We start from the raw sequence: 18,861 nt of genomic DNA on the forward strand, positions 1-18,861 counted from the left end.
AGTTCGGACAGGCGCTCGGCTGGGGTTTCCCGGCCTCAGTCTCTGACCCCCTCGGTCCGGCGACACCCGCCGTGGCGAGCCGGGGGGTGCAGGGTTTCGATCCGTGGTGCGGCACCGTGCGGGAGCGTTGCACCCGGGCGGAAGCACCATGTGACGGTGGATGCTTCACCCATGTCGCCACCGGCAGCCCCACCAACCCGCCGCTGCGCCGTGGGTGGGCGTCAGTTAGTGCAGGCATGATCAAGGAGTGGCGCCGCCTTCGGGCCGTGGCGCGAGTCACGCCCGGGGACGGGCGGAAGTTGAAGCGTTTCCGCTGGTGGCAGCTTCTCCGGGCGCCGTTCCATCTGCCGGTGGCGGACCGCGGCGGCCGGCCCACGGTCTACGCGGTCGACGTCAGGCACTGGCAGAACCGGTCGTGCGGCGACGTCAAGGCACCCTCGCTTCGGCGGATCGAGAGCAAGTGACGGCGTCGGCCGCCGCCACATCAACCCGGCCGAGGACCCGGGCCACTGTCCGCCCGCGGCTGCTGCGGAGCGCTGTCAGGCGCGAGCGCGGCATTCGCTGAAGACGGAGGCCGAATGTGTGACCCACGTCACGGTGAGTGGATCGAACTTCCGCTCGCTGCCCGCATCTTGTCGGTGTCGTCGACCCTGCAAGATCTGGAGCAGTCGTGGTCTCACCTGGCATCGCACCGTTGACCGAAGGCGTTCACACCCTCGCCCTCGAGGGCGGAACGCTGCGTTATCACGTCCACGGCTCCGGTCCGGTGTGCGTGGCGCACCCGGGCGGACCGGGATTCGACTGGCAGTACCTGCGGGCACCCGCGCTGGAGGAGCGACTGACCGTGGTGTACGTCGAGCCGCTCGGCACCGGCGGGGCGGGCCGGCTCGCCTCGCACCCGCATGGCTATACCCGTGCCCGATACAGCCGGCATCTGGCCGCCCTGATCGACCACCTGGGTGTCGGGCGTGTGCACCTGCTCGGGCACTCGCACGGCGGATTCGTCACCCAGTACCACGCGCTGCACCGGCCGGACCAGCTCGCCGGGATCGTGCTCTACGCAAGCTCGCCGACCACCGGCCCCGACTTCGGCGCCGAGATCGCCGCGCGGGTGGGAGAGTTCGCGTCCAGGCACGTCGACGCACCCGAACTCGCCCCGGTGCTGGATGCGTTCGCCGGGGTCGGCGCCATCGCCTCCGACGCGGACATGCTCGCGGCCGCCAAGGGCGTGTTGCCCGCCTACATCGCCGGCTACTGGGACGACGTCGAACGGTGGGCTCCCTTCCGGGACGGGCTGCGCGCGACGTACATCTCGGGGCTGGACGAACACGGAGCCCCCGACGTCGTCGACGACCACGCCGCGCTGGCCGGCCTGACCGCGCCCGCGCTGGTGATCACCGGGCGGTTCGACGTCGTGTGCGGGGTGCGGTGGGCCGAGGATCTCCACAACCTGATCCCGGTGTCGCGGCTGCTGGTACTGGAGCGGAGCGGGCACTTCGGGCATCTTGAGGAGCCCGGGCTGTTCGCCGGGGAGGTCTGCGCATTCGTGACTGTCGGGGAGGGGCGATGACGGAACGCGAAAGCGAGGCAGCGCTGGTCGGACGCGAGGCGGACAGCGCGCGCCTGGGCGCCTTCCTGGCCGACGTCCCGCATTCCGGTGGCGCCCTGGTGCTGCTCGGGGACCCGGGCATCGGCAAGACGGCGCTGCTCGCGGCGGTCGCACGCGACGCCGAAGCAGCGGGAATGCGGGTGCTGCACACGGTCGGCGTGCAGTACCGAGCCCGGACGGGCTACAGCGCGCTGCGCCAATTGCTCGCGGCGTCCCCCGAAGCGTGGTCGCATGCGCCGGTGGTACCCGTGCTCGCCGCCGCCCTGGACCTCGAACGGGCAGCCGCGCCCGGACCCGATGCGGTCGCCGACGCCGTGGTGTCCCTGGTCGTCCGACGGTCGACGGACCGGCCCACCCTGCTGGTCCTGGACGACGCGCAATGGCTGGACCCGGCAAGCGCCGTGGTCCTGGGGCAGGTCGCGCGCCGGCTCACCGGCAGCCGTGCGGCCATGCTGGCGTCGGTCCGGCTGGGACATGAGTCCTTCTTCGACTACAGCGGCCTTCCGGCACACGACCTGCGCCCGCTCAGCGAGGCGGCGTCCGACGAACTGCTCCGGCTGCGCTTCCCGTCCCTGGCTCCACGCGTACGCCGACGGCTGATGGCCGACGCCGAGGGCAACCCCCTCGCCCTGCTGGAACTCCCGGCCGCCCTCACCGACTCCCAGCGGGCCGCCGCCCAGCCACTGCCCGTGCGCATCCCGCTGACCCAACGTCTTCAAGCGACGTTCGCGTCCCGGATCACCGCGCTCCCCGCTGCCACCCGACACCTCCTCCTGGTCGCGGCGCTGGAAGGCACCGGCAACCTGCTGGTCGTGCGCCGGGCGGTCGAGGGACGCTGCCACCTCAAGCACCTGGCGCCCGCCGAGCACGCCCGCCTCGTCCACGTCGACGACGCGACCGGACGCCTCGCGTTCGGGCACTCGCTCATCCGCTCGGTCGTGGTCGACCTGTCCACCAGCCACCAACGGCGCGGCGTGCACCGCGCGCTCGCCGACGCGTGGACCGGCGTCCCCGAACAGCGCGCCTGGCACCTCGCGCAGGCCGCCGAGGAACCCGACGCACACGTCGCCGACCTGCTCGAGGAGGCCGCGAACATCAGCGCCCGCCGCGGCGACGGCCCCAACGCCATTGCCGCGCTCCTGCGTTCCGCCGGCCTCAGCCCGGCCGCGCCACAGCGGGCACGGCGGCTGGCCAAGGCGGCCTACCTCGGCGCCAACCTCACCGGCGACCTGCGCGACGTCCCGCGACTGCTGGACGACGCCCGCCACGCCGCCCCGGGCCAGGACTCGCTCGCCGCCGCCATCGCAGCATCGGCGTACCTGCTCAACGGCTCCGGCGACATCGACACCGCGCACCGCCTGCTCGTCGGCGCCATCGACCTGCAACTCGAGCCGTACGAACCGACCGACGCCACTCTCGCCGAGGCGATGCACACCCTGCTGCTGATGTGCTTCTTCGGCGGCCGCCCCGAGCTGTGGGCCGGCTTCGACGCCGCTGCCGCCAAGTACACCGCCGTCCCCGCACTCCTGGCGACCACACGCAGCACATTCGCCGACCCCGCCCGCACGTCCCCCGCGGACCTGGCCCGGCTCGACGCGGAGATCGCGGAACTCGCCCACCACACCGACCCGCTGCACATCGTCCGCGTCGCCATCGCCGGCGCCTACCTGGACCGGCTGGGCGGCTGCGCCGAGGCGCTGCGCCGCGTCGCACTCGCCGGACGCCGCGGCGAGAACATCACCGCCGCCATCGACGCGCTGTTCCTCCTCGGCAACCACGCCTGGCACACCGGGCAGTGGCCGGAACTGCGCCGGATCGCCCGCGAGGCACTGGACCTGTGCGACCAGTACGACTACTCGATGCTGGCCTGCCCGGGGCACTTCCTGCTCGCCTGCACCGCAGCGGCGTGCGGCGACCACGCGGTGATGCGGGACCTGACCGACCGGATGGAACTGTGGTCGGTACCCCGCCGCGCCGAAAGCGTCCGGTCCTACATCCTGCACGCCAAAGCCCTGTACGCCCTCGGGCACGGCGACTTCGAGGACGCCTACCAGCTCGCGAAGATGATCGCCCCGCCCGGCGAGCTGCCTGCCCACGTCCCGCACGCGCTGTGACGCTCCTCGACCTCGCGGAAGCCGCCGCCCGAACCGGCAGACGCGACCAGGCCCGCGCCCATGTCAGAGCGGCCGAGGAGGCCGGCCTGGACACCTCCTCGCCCCGGCTGCGCATGGTGCTCCTGGCTGCCGCCGGGCTGGGCGCCGAGGACGACGAGGCCGCCGAGGCTCTGTTCCGCCAAGCGCTCGCCGTCGAGAACGCCGAACGCTGGCCCTTCGAGCACGCACGTATCCGCCTGTACCGGGGCGAGCGGCTGCGGCGCGGCCGCTCCCCGGCCCAGGCCCGCGCGCAACTGCGGGGCGCGGTGGGAGCGTTCGAACGCCTCGGCGCGACTCCGTGGGTCGAGCGCGCCAACCACGAACTGCGCGCCTGCGGCGAGCCGGTGCGCGCCCTGGTCGATCCCGACGCAGCCGGGCTGACGCCGCAGCAGCGGGAAATCGCGCGCCTGGCGGCAGCGGGACTGACGAACAAGCAGATCGGTGAGAAGTTGTTCCTCTCGCCCCGCACCGTCTCCACCCACCTGCACCACGTGTTCCCGAAACTCGGCGTGACCTCCCGCGCGGCATTGAGAGACGCCCTGGAGCGTCTGCCGCACGGGTGATTCCCCGGATCTACGTCACATGACGGAGGCCGGGCGAACGCCCTCGTTCCTAGTGTTCCGACAGGGGCCGCGGCTACCGGCCGAAGGACACCGGGAGGAATGATGAGCGACAACGCAGCGCGCGGAAACGTCGTGCTGGTCCACGGCGGCTTCGTGGACGGCTCCGGATGGCAGGGGGTGTACGAGGCGCTCAAGGACGACGGCTACAACGTCGCCGTCGTGCAGAACCCCACCCTCTCGCTCGATGGCGACGTGACCGCCACCCGGACGATCATCGACGCGATGCCGGGCCCGGTCACCCTGGTCGGCCACTCGTACGGCGGCGCCGTGGTGACCGAGGCGGGCAACCACGACAAGGTCGCCCGGCTCGTCTACATCGCCGCGTTCGCGCCCGACAAGGGCGAGTCGGTGAACACCCTGATCGCCGACCCGCCGCCCGGCGCCGCCGTGCCGCCGATCCTGCCGCCCGTGAACGGCTACCTGCTGCTGGACCGCGACAAGTTCGCGGACGCGTTCGCCGGCGACCTGCCGCGCGCCCAGGCCGAGTTCCTGGCCGACTCGCAGGTCCCCTGGGGCCTGGACGCGGCCGCCGGCGCGGTGTCCACCCCGGCGTGGCGCACCAAGCCGTCCTGGTACCTGGTCGCCACCGAGGACCACATGATCCCGCCGCCCGTGCAGCGCGCGATGGCCGAGCGGATCGGCGCCCGCGTCGCCGAGACGGCCGGCAGCCACGCCGTCTACGTCTCGCAGCCCGCCGCCGTCGCCGACCTGATCAAGCAGGCCGCCGGCAGCTGAACCCGCCCGACCGGCACTCGGGCGCCCGCCGGCCCACCCCCACAAGGGGCGAGCCGGCGGGCGCCGCTCCGTCACAGCCACCCATCGGGCAGCCGCAACACCCCACGCCCGGAGGGGACTTCACCGACCCCAGAAACAGAGGAGCCCGACATGGCATCACACCGCAGATCGCGGAAGCTCGGCCTCGGCGCCGCCGCGTTCACCCTCGCCGGAGCCGCGGCCTTCGCCACCCTCACCCCCTCGGCGTTCGCCTCCGACGGCGACCGCCACCCCCGCCCGCCCAAGCCGACCGTCGTCCTGGTCCACGGCGGGTTCGCCGACGCGTCCAACTGGAACGGGGTGACAACCCGGCTGCAGAAGGACGACTATCCCGTCATCGCGCCGGCCAACCCGCTGCGCGGCATCCCCAACGACGCCACCTACATCGCCGGCGTGCTCCGCTCCATCCAAGGCCCGATCGTGCTCGTCGGCCACTCCTACGGCGGCGCGGTCATCACCAACGCCGCGACCGGCAACCCGAACGTCAAGGCGCTCGTCTACGTCGCCGCGTTCGTGCCCGACCAGGGCGAACGGCTCGGCGAGATCATCAACAAGTATCCCGGCAGCGAGATCGAGGCCGCACTGAACCCGGTCCCGTTCACCAACGCGGACGGCAGCACCGGCACCGACCTGTACATCCGGCAGAACAAGGTCGGCGACGTCTTCGCCGGGGACCTGTCGAAAAAGGACATCGCCCTGATCGGAGCCGGCCAGCGGCCGTTCAGCGCCTCGTCCTTCAGCGACGTCAACGGCCCGGCGGCCTGGCGCACCATCCCGTCGTACGGAGTCGTGGCCGGGGCCGACAAGGCCATCCCGGCGGCGGTGGAGCGCTGGGAATACCAGCGCGCGGGCGCCCGTAAGGTCGTCGAGGTCAAGGGCGCATCCCACGTCGTCATGATCAGCCACCCGGACACGGTGGCACGCCTCATCGACCACGCGGCCGACGACACCCGCTGACCTTCGGGGCCGACCGACACACCGTGCGGGCACGACGGCGCCGCGGCACCCGACCGCGGCGCTGTTCGCCGTCCCACCAGACCGAACCGCCCACGGCCTTGCCAGGCTCCGCCGCGCCGACGGGCGCACGAACGGCATCCCACCCGGAGGTCGGATTCCCCGGCCCCGACGAACGCCGCTCCTCGGCGGGCCCATGGCGTCGTCCAGAGCCGCCCGGTCGGTGCCGCACAGCAGCTCATTCGTGTCTTCGTGGAGGGCCCGGTCCGGTTCCCACGATCCCGAGTACGACGACAACGACCCCGCCCGGCAGACCCAGGACACGCCGTTCCGACGATGACTGGTCGACACAGTCACCGCGGCCGGCTCCGGCCTCCCCGCCGAGGTCCTCTCCTGCTACGCCCCCGCCAACCGCTACCACCGCCGGAGCCGCGAGAACGCCGAGTTGCTCGCGATCCTCACCGGCACCACCGTCCGACATGGCGTGGGGCCGCGCACAAGGCCGACCTCGGGCGCTCGCCTGGCGCGGGCAGCGACTGCGGGGTCACTCGGACCTCGTCGTCCCGGGCGCGGACCTGGACCGCATCCGACACCGCTCCTGACCCGGGCTCCGCGCCGCTACGCCGGCCCCGCCGCGAGCGTGCCCAGGAGCCGGCGCGTCGAATCGAGGGTCGCCGGGCACCGCAGGACGAGTCTTGCGGGTGCCCTGGGCCCGGCTGTCGACGACGAACATGCCGGCGGTCACGAGGCCTTCGGCGGCTGGACCAAGGTCTTCACCGACCCGCGCGGCCTGGTTCTCGCTCGGGTATCCCGAAGTCCATTCCCTCCGATTCCCTGTCGGGACAGCCCGACGGGCCGGAACGCCGCGCGGCCGCCCGGCCGCCCGGAATGAGCCCACCCGCGTCTCGCCGCCGACCGGACGACCCGGCGCAGGCGGCCCGGTTCCATCCCCAGCCAGTTCGTGCGGGCGGTGGATGCCGATACCGGCCGAAGACGGCCCGTCGTCACGACCTCGGAGCCGGTCGCGGGTTGACGCCGCGTGACTGTGTTCGGCGGGTGGGGTGCGATCGTCGCGGGAGAGCGAACGGTTGCCGTGTCGGATCGGGCGCTGCCGTCAGATGACTTCGACGGCGTGGCGGCCGGCCCTGGCGGCCATGGTGTCGCCGAGGTCCTTGGACCAGGCGGCGCGCCGGATCCGCCTGTCGGCGGTGACCGGAGCGGCTTCGGGGATACCGAGGAAGAAACGGTATCCGGAAGCCCGAAGCCCCGCCTATTTGCCGCCTCGGGGAATTCGCCTCGTGTTTCGACTGTAAGTCGGTTCAGATTACGGGGACGCAGATCTCGCACAGGTGGTCGGTAAGCATGGGTGGCCGATACCGTTCGAGGATGGGCCGGGCCGTGTCCAGGGTGAGGCCCTCGTCCGCCAGCGCATGGAACAGGCCGGCCCAGGCGCGCGACATCCCTTCTGTGGTGTGGGCAACGACGAGAACCGCGTATAGGCCACCGGTGAGCCGTGTCTCGTCGATCTCGGCGGGAAGGCACGTGGTGTCGCTCGGTACGACCAGGCAGGTGTCGTATCGGCAGTCATGGGGCGGTGTCGTGGCCGGATCGTCCTGGGGGATTCCGAGGACGACCGTGGCGGCGCCGAGCAGGCCGTTCGCGGCAGCCCACTTCTTGAGCTCTTCCATCCGGATGCCGTTTTCGGGCCCGTAGGGGCCGACGCGCCTCATATAGGCAATCCGCAATGTCGGTATTTCTTCCATCGTGAACATGTGCTTCCTTTCACGTCCGTTCGTTTCGAAGCGTCAGAGTAGCAAGCTATAAAATCGCGGAAACACGGTAATAAAATTGTGGGTTTCTGTAGGGTGTTCGCGGACCATCACGTGCCACCGGCTACCGCGAGAGGGGTCTTGCAGGATTTGTGAAGTCGGGGTGCTCCGGTGGAGTTCGGTCACCGACGGTTGCACGACCGGCATGGGTGGGCATTCGGTCCGGTGACCGACGGCTGCTCGGCCGTCGAGGCGTACCCGGCCGTCGCTGAGCAGGACGACGTGGCCCGGTGACGGAGCCGAGCCGGGCAACGGCCAGGACGTCGGCAGCCCGTGCCGTGGTGGTGGGCTGCGCGCGGAATTCGGATAGCGCTCCCATGGTGTGTCCGGGTGGGGCGGCCGGTTCGGGGCGTGGCTCGGTGACGCCGTCGTGCTGCCATCCGATGGCGGGTCGACTCCGGCGGTAGGAGAATCGGACGCACAGTTCCGGGGAGATCCTCATGGACCCGACGACGGGCGACGAGGGGGGCCGAACCGAAGGGGACGGAGCCGCGGCAGATCGGCCCGTGCCCTTCGATCTGATGCCCACTGTCACCGCCGTGCTGGACGCGAGGGGGACTGTCGTCGGGTGGTCGAAGGCCGCCGCCGCCCTGACCGGCTGGGACGCCGCGGAGATTCTGGGACGCTCCGTCTCCGCGTTGGCCGCCTCACCGGTCGATCGCTTCACGCCGTACGACGCCCGCCCGCCGTGGCCCGGCAGTCCCGATCAGGATCACGACCTCGTCGTCCGGATCCGCCACCGCGACGGCGGCGTGCTGCTGTTGGGTGTCCGGGCCACACCCCTGGCGTACGCATCCGGCGACCGGAACTGGCATTTGTCCGCCATCGACCTGGGACACGCCTCGTGGTGGGACGCCAGCCACGCCGTGCTGAGACGATTTCTGGACCGTTCTCCGTACGGAATCGCCGTTCTCGACACCGAGCTTCGGTACGTGTGGGTCAACGAAACTCTCGAGCGCATGGCCGGAGTGCCCCTCGCGGATCGCATCGGCCGCCGAATGCACGAAGTCCTCCCGGGTCTGTCGCCCTTCGCCGTGGAACGGCAGATGCGCACGGTGCTCTCCACCGGCGTCCCCGTCCTCGACTTCGAGTACCAGGGAACCGTCCCCGCCGATCCCACCCGTCGGCACGCCTTCTCCACCTCCTTCCTGCGGCTGGACGACGACGAAGGCCGCGTAATGGGCGTGTGCTACATGGGCGTGGACATCACCGAGCGGCGCAGGACCCGTGAACGCCTCACTCTGCTGACCGAGTCCGGCGCCCGCATCGGCACCACACTCGACTTCGTGACCACCGCACGGGAACTGGCCGCAACGGCTGTGCCCGACCTGGCCGACTTCGCCGCGGTCGACCTGTTCGACGAGGTCCTGGACGGGCAGGAGCCCACGACCGTCACCGGACGGTCGGGGTGGCCACGATTGCGCCGCATGGCGTATCACTCGGTCCGCCCCGGCGCGCCCGAGGTCGTCGCCGCCCTCGGGCGGCCCGCCCGGTACACCGACATGTCTCCGATGGCCCGTTGCCTCCGAGACGGTGTGCCCGTGTTGGAGGCTCGCCTCGGCGTCGACGACAAGGGCCGGCTTGCCGACGATCCGGACCGTCGAGCGGCGATGGCGGCTTGGGGCCTGCACTCGTTGATCACGGTGCCGCTGCGTGCCCGCGGTACGGTGCTGGGCCTGGTGGTGCTGATGCGCTCCCGAACGTCGGACCCCTTCGAAACCGACGACCTCGCGCTTGCCGAGGAACTCGTCTCCCGCGCGGCCATCTGCCTGGACAACGCCCGTCGCTACACACGTGAACACAACACCGCCCTGGCTCTCCAGCACAGCATGTTGCCCCAGGCGCTCCCCGCCGCGTCCACCCTCGAGATCGCCCACCGCTACATCCCCGCCACGGGCCGCGGCGGCGTGGGCGGCGATTGGTTCGACGTCATTCCTCTCTCCGGTGCTCGTGTGGCCCTGGTCGTCGGCGACGTCACCGGGCACGGCATCACCTCGGCCGCGACCATGGGGCGCCTGCGCACGGCCGTACGCACCCTCGCGGACATCGACCTGCCCCCCGACGAACTCCTGGCCCGTCTCGACGACTTGGTCCTCAGCCTGGTCGACGAACAGGTGGCCCTGCAGCACGACGAGGGGCCGCTGTGCGCCGAGCTGGGAACGACGTGCCTGTACGCCGTGTACGACCCCGCGACCAGGGAGTGCACCGTGGCCAGTGCCGGCCACCCCCCACCTGCGGTCGTCACGACCGACGGGAAGGCCACCTATCCCGAACTGCCCACCGGACCGCCACTGGGCATCGGCACACTGCCGTTCGAGGCCATCACGATGCAACTGCCCGAAGACGCCGTGCTCGTGCTGTTCACCGACGGCCTACTCCTCGACGACGGTCGCGACCTCACCGCATCCACCGACCGTCTGCTCGCCGTTCTCGCCGCCGCCCCGACCAATCTGGAGGCGGCCTGCGACGAGGTCGTCGCGGCCATGCTCCCCACCCCACAGAACGACGATGTCGCGGTGCTCATGGCCCGCCCGCACGGCCTCGACCCCGACCGGATCGCCACGTGGGATCTGCCCCGGGACCCCGCCGTCGTCGCGGACGCGCGCGCGATGGCCGCCGACACCCTCCGCGCCTGGGGCCTCGACGACCTGGTCTTCACCACCGAACTCGTGGTGAGCGAACTGGTGACCAATGCCGTCCGCTACGCCTGCGACCCGGTGCGGCTGCGTTTGATTCGACAGGCCACGCTGATCTGCGAGGTGTGGGACGGCAGCAGCACCTCGCCCCGGCTCAAACACGCGCGAACCACCGACGAGGGCGGACGCGGCTTGTACATGGTGGCCCGGCTCACGCGTAGGTGGGGCACCCGATACACCCCCGACGGCAAAGTCATCTGGGCCGAGCAAAGCCTCGAACCGGACCCTGACACGTTCTGACAGAGCGTGTCAGGACTGCCAGGTCCGACGGTCGCCCACCCAGGGTCCGGAGCCCCACGGCTTCGCCGACGGCCAGGACGCCGCCGACGCCGCGTCGAACCAGGCCGGCCGACAACCTCACGACCCGATGGGAGCGGTGCGTGCCGATGGCTGCGACGAGCCCCTGCGGCGGTCCTGGTGACCGAGGCCGAGGAACTTTCGTGCCACCCGGACCTGGTCCGCGCTGTCCTCGTGGACGACGACATCTTCGACAAGGGCGGGATCCTCTCCAAGGGCCCTACGGCGCTTCGTCGGGAACGGCCTCGTCACCTGCGGCCGGCGCGACCACCGCGATCAACTCCCGGTTCGTACAACCCGCGTTCAGCCCGCACCCACGTCGGGGAACTCTTCACGGCCCAGCCCGGGTTGGTGCGTGTACCACCCTGCGGGTCAGAGCCGACACCGCCCGGATTCCGGACTGCCTCACCTCACCGCTCAACGAGCAGCCGCCGTCGAAACGTACCGGTGAGAGCGGCCTGCGACCCGAGACCGTCACGGTATGGGAAGACTGCACGAGACACCGAAGCCTTTGCTTGAATACGCGCGAATCTTTGCCAAGTCACGCAACATTGAGCATCCTGGTCACTAGGTAGCTGCTCGGGCGGCGCGAGAACTCTCCGCTCTCCGGTGGTGCGGCGTGGTTCCGGGGACCTGCCTCGGTCGTTGGAGACGACCGCCGGAACACCGGAGGTTCGGATGCCTCTTCCATCTCGGACAACGGGTCGCCCGTTCCACTCCGATGGCAACAGCACCTTCAGAGACCACAGTTCGACGACATCCCACCGCTTCGCCCGCGCCGACCGCGCCCTTGGGTCGTCAGTACCGGACCGATCCGAGCGTCACGAGCCTCATTTCGTCGGCGGTTCAAAAGTGCCGTCCGTGACCAAGGCCATCACAGTGTGGAGAGACTGCGCAGAACGCTGTCGATCCTGCTTGAATGTGCGTGAACTCTTGCCAATACGTGCACTATTGAGCATCCTGATCGCACGGCACCTTGCTGGGGGCGGTGCGAGAACTCCCTGCCCTCGGCGGTGCGGGCGTGGTTCGGGGGACCCACCTCGGCCACCGGAGACGATTGGGGCTCTGAGTGAGCATGGACGATCTCCGCATCGGCGCAATCGGATTGGGACATCGGCGCAGCCTCGCTGTTGCCGCCCACCAGGAACCAGGACGCGGATCACGCGTCACCGCCGTCTCGGATCTGGACGAGACCACCCTGCTGAACGAGGCCGAGTTCTTCGACGCCAAGACCGCCGAGACCGACTACCGCCGACTGCTGGACCGCGAGGACGTCGACGCGGTGCTGGTGGCGACTCCCGACCACACCCATGCTCCGATAGCGATCGACGCCCTGCGGGCCGGCAAGGCCGTCTACCTCGAGAAGCCGATGGCCACCACGGTGGAGGACGCCGACGCCGTGCTGCGCGCTGCGCGGGAGTCCGGCTCCCGGCTCTACGTAGGCCACAACATGCGGCACATGGGATTCGTACGACTGATGCGCCGACTGGTACAGCAGGGACAGATCGGTACCCCCAAGTCGGTGTGGATCCGTCACTTCGTGGGCCACGGCGGCGACTTCTTCTTCAAGGACTGGCATGCCGACCGTTCCAAGGTGAACAGCCTCCTGCTGCAGAAGGCCTCACATGACATCGATGCGATGCACTGGATCGTCGACGGTGCCACCGAGGCGGTGCAGGCGATGGGCGGACTGACCGTCTACGGCGGCCTGCCGCGCCGTGAGCCGGGGGAGCCCGGACCGGAGATTCGGCCGAGCCGGGAGCAGTGGCCGCCGTCCGAGCAGCGCGCCCTGAACCCGGTGATGGACGTCGAGGACCTCTCGCTGCTCAACCTGCGTTTGGACAACGGAGTGCTGGCCGCCTACCAGCAGTGCCACTACACCCCCGACTACTGGCGCTCCTTCACCGTGATCGGGGACGCCGGCCGGATGGAGAACTTCGGTGACGATCCGGGTGGTTCCATCCGGCTGTGGTACGCCGGCCGCCGCAACTACGACCCGGCCGGGGACGCGGAGTTCCGCATCCCGGATGCGGTCGGCGGGCACGGAGGCGCGGACGACGAAGTGGTCCGGGAGTTCGTGCGCTTCGTCCGCGAGGGCGGGGCCACCGACACCTCGCCGGTGGCTGCCCGGATGGCGGTGGCGGCCGGCGACATGGCCACCCGCTCGCTGCGCGGTGGCGGCGCGTTGCTGCAGGTGCCGAGGCTGGAGGAAGCGGTGCGGGCCTACTTCGAGAACGGTCAGGTGGAGGCGGGATGAACGGGCGTCAGGATCGGTTCGACCTGAGCGGGCGGGTTGCGCTGGTGACCGGCTCGGCGGGGGGCGTGGGCCGGGTGACGGCCCGTCGACTGGCCGCGTCCGGCGCGGCGGTCGCGGTCACCGACATCGACGAGGCGGGAGCGGTGAACCTCGCCGAGGAGATATCGGCCGAAGGCGGTACGGCGGTCGGCCTGCGGCTGGACGTCACCGGCACGGAGAGCGTGGCGGCGGGTTTCGCCCAGGCCGAGGAGCAATTGGGCGGGCCGGTGGACGTGCTGGTCAACAACGCCATCGTGGCCTGCCCGGTGCCCCCGCGCTTCCACGAAGCGCCGCAGCATCTATGGGAGACCGACCTCGACGTGATCGTCAATGGCGCGGTGCGCTGCGCGCAGGCGGTGCTGCCCGTGATGATGGAGCGCCGCGACGGCGTGATCGTGAACGTCGTCTCGGTGAACGCCTTCGCCTACTTCGGGCACCCCTCCTACAGCGCCGCCAAAGCCGGGATCGTCTCCCTGACCCGCTCACTGGCCGTGGAATACGGTGAGTACGGCGTGCGGGTGAACGCGGTCAGCCCGGGGACGATCCGCACCCCCGCCTGGGACGAGCAGATCGCCAAGGACCCGACCACCTTCGAGGCACTCAAGCAGTGGTATCCGTTGGGACGAGTGGGAGAACCGGAAGACGTCGCGGCTTCGATCTGCTTCCTTGCGTCCAGCAGCGCGAATTGGATTACCGGAACCGTACTGACGGTTGACGGCGGACTCACGGCTGGAAATTCCTTCATGGCGCGTACCGTCGAGGGCAGCTGATCGCCACGGGCCCATTGATTGCATGGCGGTGACACACCGTCCATGACTGCACCGGATTCGATGGCGCCGGGACGGTCATCGGCCCGTGGAGTGCACCCTGCGGGATTGTCGGGATCTGTGAAACGGACCGGCCCGGACGACTCGAACATTTTGCGATGCTCACGATTCGAGCCGGTCGGTGGAGGTCCGGCTTCCGCCCCGGAACAGGACCGGATGTCATCCATGATGAAAAGGCTTCGATACATGCGCGTTATGCATCTTGTGCAGTGCGGACCGACGACCGGGGGGACGGTCAGCCATGTCGCAACACAGGTCGCACACCAGGTCCGCCGCGGCCTGGAGGTAGGGGTGATTGCGGCCAGCGATGGGGTCCTGACCGAGCGCTGCCGTGCGGTCGGAGCCGATGTCTTCATCGATCCGATCATGTCGCCGACGAACGGGGATCCCGCGCGGCCGGGCGATCCGGCGACTCTCCACGATCCGGGTTCCCGGTGGCGGCCGGACATCCTTCACGCCCATCTCGTGCACGCCGGATTCCGTGGGGAGGAGCTTTCCGCGAAACTCGACGTGCCACTGGTGTACACGCAGCACATGTGGAACCCGATCGATTCATTTCTCCGGGCTGCCGTGGTCGCGGGCAAAGATTTCCACGTCATCACTGTTGCCCACTTTGCCGAAGAAATAGTTGCCGAATTCCTTGGCGATGCGGCACGCGTTCATTACGTACCGAACGGCGTCGACGTGCCCGTACCATCAGGATTCAAGGTGAATAAATCACCGGGGCCGAACGTTCTGTACTGCGGTCGGCTGTCACCGGAGAAGGGTGCCGACCTCGCTGTCATCGCTTTCGCGGTGATTCTCCGTTCGCTGCCCGGCGCGAAGCTGCACATTGTCGGGACGGGCCCCGATGAGCACCTTCTCCGAAAAATGGTGTCTGCGCTCGACCTCACCGAGCACGTGGACTTCCACGGGAGTGTGTCCGGGGCCCTGACAGCGGAGATCGGCGTCGATGTGATCCTCGCGTCGTCACGAGCCGACGCTGCCAGCCTCGTCCTCCTCGAGGCGATGGCTTCCGGGATCCCGATCGTGGCGGCGGCCGTGGGAGGTATCCCGGAGCTGGTCCGGCACGAAGTCGAAGGCTTGTTGGTTGCTCCGGACGATCCGCAGGGCCTGGCGGAGGCCGCTCTGAGGGTCCTGTCACGGCCGGATCGTGGTGCGGTCCTGGTGAGCAGAGCGCGCGATCGGTATCGAGCCATGTTCACGGCCGATGTGATGGTGGAGCGGACATGCGCCGTGTACGAGGACGTACTCCGGGGACAGATCGCCGACTGTGCCGAATCATCGGGTTTCTCACCTTCTCCTCGGGCGTGAACCCGGAGATGACGGCCCGGGGCCGGTGCAAGGAGCCCTGGCCCTTTCGGAGCCGCATCCGCCACACGGTGAACCCGAACTCGGCCCGGTATCCCGCAGGTTGGCCTTTCCCAAGCACTCGCTCGTCCCGCCGTTCGCCCGGCCTGAGGGATGTTGCTTCCCCCATGACCCGGTTCGCCACCGGCGCCACCCCACCGGTCGTCCGCCGAGCGGATACCAGGATTGACCGATGACCGCCATAGGGCCGAAAACGAAAGGCGGTTGCATGAGGAGGCGCGATGTCGGTCGGATGGGAACAGGCGATTTCGCCCGCCCCCATCCGACCGCCTGCGTCGGAAAGCGGGCGTGGGGTACGGCGCCCACCGCCGACAACGATGCCGGGAATCGATCCGCCCACGGTGCCGACCACGACGTCGGGGCTGTGCACAGCCTCGACAGGCTGCTCGAACGGTCCGCGGTCCACGAGGCCCGTGCGATCACTGACGGGAACAAGGAGGTCGGCCTCGTCGCGATCCGCGCGGGTCAGCACGTGGCGTGCGAAGAATTGCCGGCGCTCTCGACCGCGGACACGAAGGAGACAGCGGTGGCCGTGGAGGCTACGTGAAAGGGCGAGGTCGCCAGATGCCGCTCGTCTGGCAATCCGCCGCTCTGGTCGTCCTGTTGGCTTCGACATGGCTGATCGTGGGGGCGTCACTGCACAACGCGAGTACCGGAATCGTGTCGGCAGGCCGTACCGGATTCACCGTTGTGGGTCTGCTGGCGCTCTCCTGGAGGTCGATGTTCACCACCTCCACGGCCACAGCCGAACCGCCCGTCCCCACCCCTGCTCCTCGGTACCGATGGTGGCAGGTCGTGATTCTCGCGCTGACGGGCGTGACCGCGTACACAATGTTCTCGACCGTTGCCATCAGTCTCGCGGGCCCGGCGCTGCCCGCTCTGGCCATGTCGCTCACTCCGGCCGTAGTCCTGCTCGCCGAAGGCCTCGTGGCGCGTGCGTGGCCTCCGGCGCGCGCGATCACCGGAACGGCCATCGCGGTTCTCGGTGCTGTGCTCTACGCGATTCCCCGACTTGCGGGAACACTGGGGCGCGACGTGGCACTCGGGTCGCTGGTAGCGGTGGCCGCGATGCTCTCGATGGCGTTCTACGGCCTCTACTTCGCAAGGACGAACCGGGGCCATCAGGGGGCGATGGCGCCGCGGATCCTGCCGATCTTCGCGGTCGGGACCCTCCCGCTCGCTGCGTGGGCATCGACGGAACTCACGGCGGGAGACGCTGGAGGCTGGAGGACGACAGGGATGCTCGCCCTGCTCGGCATCGTGATCTACGTTCCCGCCTACCTCTTGCAGCATCGGATCCTGTTGGTCGGCGGACCCTCCTACTCGGCGCTCCTCGGGCTCGCCGTCCCACCGCTGGTCGGCATCAGTTCCGCGATGCTGCATCTCGCCGGGGCCCCCGTGCCGGCACAGATTGCCGGCATGGCGCTCACGCTCGTCGGAATGGCCATCGTCGTCCGCGGCAAGTTCGCACAGGCGAAGAAAGAGACCTCGTGAAGGACGAACTCGAGGCGGTCGACGCAGGCGACGCCCGCCAACCGGGGCACGGCCGTCCGGACTAGCGCCGGTCCCGGCGATGCCCAGCCTGTTTCCGATGCGGGCTCCGGACTCGGTAAGTGGCGAGGGCGGCATTGGCGGCGAACCCGCGAGGCAGGACCGGAGGACATGGCCTGCAAGAGCCCGGCCTCGGCGTGCGGACGCGCTTCGCGACCGTCGGGGCCTGGCGGAGGGGATCGGTGCGGCCGGGCCCGGCCGTCGGGGACCTTGCCTCCCCCTTCGGATCCGACGGCCTCTCGATCGGCCCACCGGCCGCAGTTGCACACCCCCTGGTCCGGCGGGCCGACCGGTGTGCCGGACGCGGCTCGCGCGGAGGCGAGCCCCGTCCGGCACCCGGTCCCGGAACACCCAGCGGCGGGGACGCCCGGAACCATGGTCGAGTTCACGCCTCCGATCGGCCCGTTCGGACCGGGCGCTCGGCGCGGAGGTACAGCGGGTTTCCAGCGCCGGCGGCACAACCATGCGGTAGTTGGTGGTCGGTCGGCCCACGCGGCGCCTGACGTGGCGAGGAACGGGCAGAAATGTCAGCCTGCTCGGACGAGGGTGCGGCACTCGACAAACGCTGGTCCGGGACAACGAGGCCGGCGTCGGCGGGGCAGGACCACGACCGGCTGTTGTTGGTGGGTTTGGACGGTCGATCGGCCGGCGGGCCCCGGAGTACACGGACGTCGAGCCTCCGGTCGGCGGCTCTACTTTTGGTCGTGTTCGAAGTACGCGGTCACCTTCGGGTCCACGGGGTCCACATCGACCGCCTTTCCTCCGTCCCGGAGTGACATGGTGGCCGCGTAACCGGCGGCCACCGCCTCGCGGGCCGCCACCGGCGAGGTGACGGTGGCCCCACCCTCCCGGACGAACTCCAGGAACTCCGCGACCAGCGCCGGATCGGCGCCACCGTGCGTGCCGGGCGGGGTGTGGACGCGCACCACCAGGTCCGCCTCGGCGCGGTATTCGGAACGGCGGTTCCACACCCGGACCTCGGCGCCCTCGGTGTCGCCGAAGTTCTCGAGCCGCCCCTCGGTGCCGATCACGGTGTAGTTGCGCCAGTTGTCGGGTGCGTAGTGGCACTGTTGGTAGCTCGCGAAGACGCCGTTGTCCAGTTCCATCTGCATCATGCTCAGGTCTTCGACGTCCACCACCGGGGCGAGACCGGTCTGGCTGAGCGGCGGCCAGTTCTCCGCCGACAGCCAGTCGATCATCCGTTCCCCGCTGCGGTCGCGGCGCGAGCCGAGGCCGCCGTAGAGCGTCAGGGCGCCCATGGCGTTGACCCGCCGGGTGTATGCGCCGGCGAGCCAGTGGATGACGTCGATGTCGTGGGCTCCCTTCTGCAGCAGGAGCCCGGTGGTGTTGCGTCGGTCGGCGTGCCAGTCCTTGAAGTAGTAGTCCCCGCCGTTGCCGACGAAGTGGCGGCACCAGACGGCCTTGACCTCGCCGATGGCCCCGCGGGTGATCAGCTCACGCATGGCCACCACGACCGGCGCGTGTCGCATGTTGTGGCCGACGTACAACGGTGTCCGGTGCTCGCGGGCCGCCTCGAGCAGCCGGTCGCAGCCCTCGGTGGTGATCGCCATCGGCTTGTCCAGGAAGACCGGGATTCCGGCCGCGAGGAAGTCCAGGCCGATCTGCTCGTGCGTGTGGTCCGGGGTCAGCACGAACACGCCGTCCAACCCGGCATCGAACAGCTCGTGGTGGTCCGTGGTGGTCCTCACCCGGGCGCCGAAGCGCTCCTCGGCGTGCGCCAGCGCCCGCGGGTCGCGGTCGCAGACCGCGGCCACCAGCGAGCCCGAGCCGGGCCGGTGGGCCAGCTCGCCCAGGTCGCTGCGCATGCCGAGGCCGATGACGCCGAGCCTGATGTCGTTCACTGCGCTTGTCCTTTCAGGG

At 70.0% G+C, this 18,861-nt stretch carries 14 protein-coding genes; 12 read left to right on the forward strand and 2 right to left on the reverse strand.

Features of this window, described 5'->3' with window-relative positions; translation table 11 throughout:
• Positions 1 to 236: 236 nt before the first annotated feature.
• The 6 genes from OG948_RS56160 (at position 237) to OG948_RS56185 (ending at position 6,116) form a co-directional block, all read left to right on the forward strand.
• The gene (locus OG948_RS56160; protein WP_331772808.1) at positions 237 to 464 is read left to right on the forward strand and encodes a hypothetical protein; all 228 of its coding nucleotides are present in this window, start codon (positions 237 to 239) and stop codon (positions 462 to 464) included.
• Positions 465 to 685: 221 nt separating this feature from the next.
• A complete protein-coding gene (locus OG948_RS56165) occupies positions 686 to 1,570 on the forward strand; it encodes an alpha/beta fold hydrolase (RefSeq protein ID WP_406300930.1) in 885 nt (294 codons plus the stop codon).
• Positions 1,567 to 3,723 (forward strand): AAA family ATPase, encoded by a 2,157-nt coding sequence (locus tag OG948_RS56170; RefSeq protein WP_331772810.1) that lies wholly within the window; start codon positions 1,567 to 1,569, stop codon positions 3,721 to 3,723. The genes OG948_RS56165 and OG948_RS56170 overlap by 4 nt, the downstream gene beginning before the upstream one ends.
• Positions 3,720 to 4,325, forward strand: coding sequence for a helix-turn-helix transcriptional regulator (locus OG948_RS56175; RefSeq protein WP_331772811.1), 606 nt, complete (start codon positions 3,720 to 3,722; stop codon positions 4,323 to 4,325). Before OG948_RS56170 ends, OG948_RS56175 begins: the two co-directional genes overlap by 4 nt.
• Positions 4,326 to 4,427: 102 nt before the next feature.
• Positions 4,428 to 5,120, forward strand: a complete 693-nt coding sequence (locus OG948_RS56180; protein ID WP_331772812.1) for an alpha/beta hydrolase — start codon at positions 4,428 to 4,430, stop codon at positions 5,118 to 5,120.
• Between the two features lie 150 nt (positions 5,121 to 5,270).
• The gene (locus OG948_RS56185) at positions 5,271 to 6,116 is read left to right on the forward strand and encodes an alpha/beta hydrolase (RefSeq protein ID WP_331772813.1); all 846 of its coding nucleotides are present in this window, start codon (positions 5,271 to 5,273) and stop codon (positions 6,114 to 6,116) included.
• A 1,316-nt stretch (positions 6,117 to 7,432) separates the two neighbouring features.
• On the opposite strand, the gene OG948_RS56190 is transcribed toward OG948_RS56185, so the two are convergent.
• On the reverse strand, positions 7,433 to 7,885 hold the full coding sequence (locus OG948_RS56190) for a GyrI-like domain-containing protein (RefSeq protein ID WP_331772814.1): 453 nt from the start codon (positions 7,883 to 7,885) through the stop codon (positions 7,433 to 7,435).
• 578 nt (positions 7,886 to 8,463) lie between these two features.
• On the opposite strand from OG948_RS56190, the gene OG948_RS56195 reads away from it, so the two are divergent.
• From OG948_RS56195 to OG948_RS56220, 6 genes are all read left to right on the forward strand, one after another.
• Positions 8,464 to 10,878, forward strand: a complete 2,415-nt coding sequence (locus OG948_RS56195; protein WP_406300795.1) for a SpoIIE family protein phosphatase — start codon at positions 8,464 to 8,466, stop codon at positions 10,876 to 10,878.
• Between the two features lie 1,132 nt (positions 10,879 to 12,010).
• Complete coding sequence (locus OG948_RS56200) at positions 12,011 to 13,192, forward strand: Gfo/Idh/MocA family oxidoreductase (RefSeq protein WP_331772816.1); 1,182 nt, start codon at positions 12,011 to 12,013, stop codon at positions 13,190 to 13,192.
• Positions 13,189 to 14,001, forward strand: coding sequence for an SDR family oxidoreductase (locus tag OG948_RS56205; protein ID WP_331772817.1), 813 nt, complete (start codon positions 13,189 to 13,191; stop codon positions 13,999 to 14,001). Before OG948_RS56200 ends, OG948_RS56205 begins: the two co-directional genes overlap by 4 nt.
• 252 nt (positions 14,002 to 14,253) lie before the next feature.
• Positions 14,254 to 15,372, forward strand: a complete 1,119-nt coding sequence (locus tag OG948_RS56210; RefSeq protein ID WP_331773628.1) for a glycosyltransferase family 4 protein — start codon at positions 14,254 to 14,256, stop codon at positions 15,370 to 15,372.
• A gap of 229 nt (positions 15,373 to 15,601) precedes the next feature.
• Positions 15,602 to 15,976, forward strand: a complete 375-nt coding sequence (locus OG948_RS56215; protein WP_406300796.1) for a hypothetical protein — start codon at positions 15,602 to 15,604, stop codon at positions 15,974 to 15,976.
• Between the two features lie 17 nt (positions 15,977 to 15,993).
• Positions 15,994 to 16,923, forward strand: a complete 930-nt coding sequence (locus tag OG948_RS56220) for a DMT family transporter (RefSeq protein WP_406300797.1) — start codon at positions 15,994 to 15,996, stop codon at positions 16,921 to 16,923.
• Between the two features lie 749 nt (positions 16,924 to 17,672).
• Here the strand turns inward: OG948_RS56220 and OG948_RS56225 are convergent.
• Complete coding sequence (locus OG948_RS56225) at positions 17,673 to 18,842, reverse strand: Gfo/Idh/MocA family oxidoreductase (protein WP_331772820.1); 1,170 nt, start codon at positions 18,840 to 18,842, stop codon at positions 17,673 to 17,675.
• Positions 18,843 to 18,861: the final 19 nt, after the last annotated feature.

The organism is Embleya sp. NBC_00888, assembly GCF_045207655.1.
GTDB lineage: Bacteria > Actinomycetota > Actinomycetes > Streptomycetales > Streptomycetaceae > Embleya.

Excerpts from the sequence above, each read along its gene's own strand:
- OG948_RS56215 (WP_406300796.1), top strand. The coding sequence starts at position 15,602 with ATGACCGCCATAGGGCCGAAAACGAAAGGCGGTTGCATGAGGAGGCGC.
- OG948_RS56185 (WP_331772813.1), top strand. The coding sequence starts at position 5,271 with ATGGCATCACACCGCAGATCGCGGAAGCTCGGCCTCGGCGCCGCCGCG.
- OG948_RS56220 (WP_406300797.1), top strand. The coding sequence starts at position 15,994 with ATGCCGCTCGTCTGGCAATCCGCCGCTCTGGTCGTCCTGTTGGCTTCG.
- OG948_RS56160 (WP_331772808.1), top strand. The coding sequence starts at position 237 with ATGATCAAGGAGTGGCGCCGCCTTCGGGCCGTGGCGCGAGTCACGCCC.
- OG948_RS56195 (WP_406300795.1), top strand. The coding sequence starts at position 8,464 with ATGCCCACTGTCACCGCCGTGCTGGACGCGAGGGGGACTGTCGTCGGG.
- OG948_RS56205 (WP_331772817.1), top strand. The coding sequence starts at position 13,189 with ATGAACGGGCGTCAGGATCGGTTCGACCTGAGCGGGCGGGTTGCGCTG.
- OG948_RS56210 (WP_331773628.1), top strand. The coding sequence starts at position 14,254 with ATGCATCTTGTGCAGTGCGGACCGACGACCGGGGGGACGGTCAGCCAT.
- OG948_RS56170 (WP_331772810.1), top strand. The coding sequence starts at position 1,567 with ATGACGGAACGCGAAAGCGAGGCAGCGCTGGTCGGACGCGAGGCGGAC.
- OG948_RS56180 (WP_331772812.1), top strand. The coding sequence starts at position 4,428 with ATGAGCGACAACGCAGCGCGCGGAAACGTCGTGCTGGTCCACGGCGGC.
- OG948_RS56200 (WP_331772816.1), top strand. The coding sequence starts at position 12,011 with ATGGACGATCTCCGCATCGGCGCAATCGGATTGGGACATCGGCGCAGC.
- OG948_RS56190 (WP_331772814.1), bottom strand. The coding sequence starts at position 7,885 with ATGTTCACGATGGAAGAAATACCGACATTGCGGATTGCCTATATGAGG.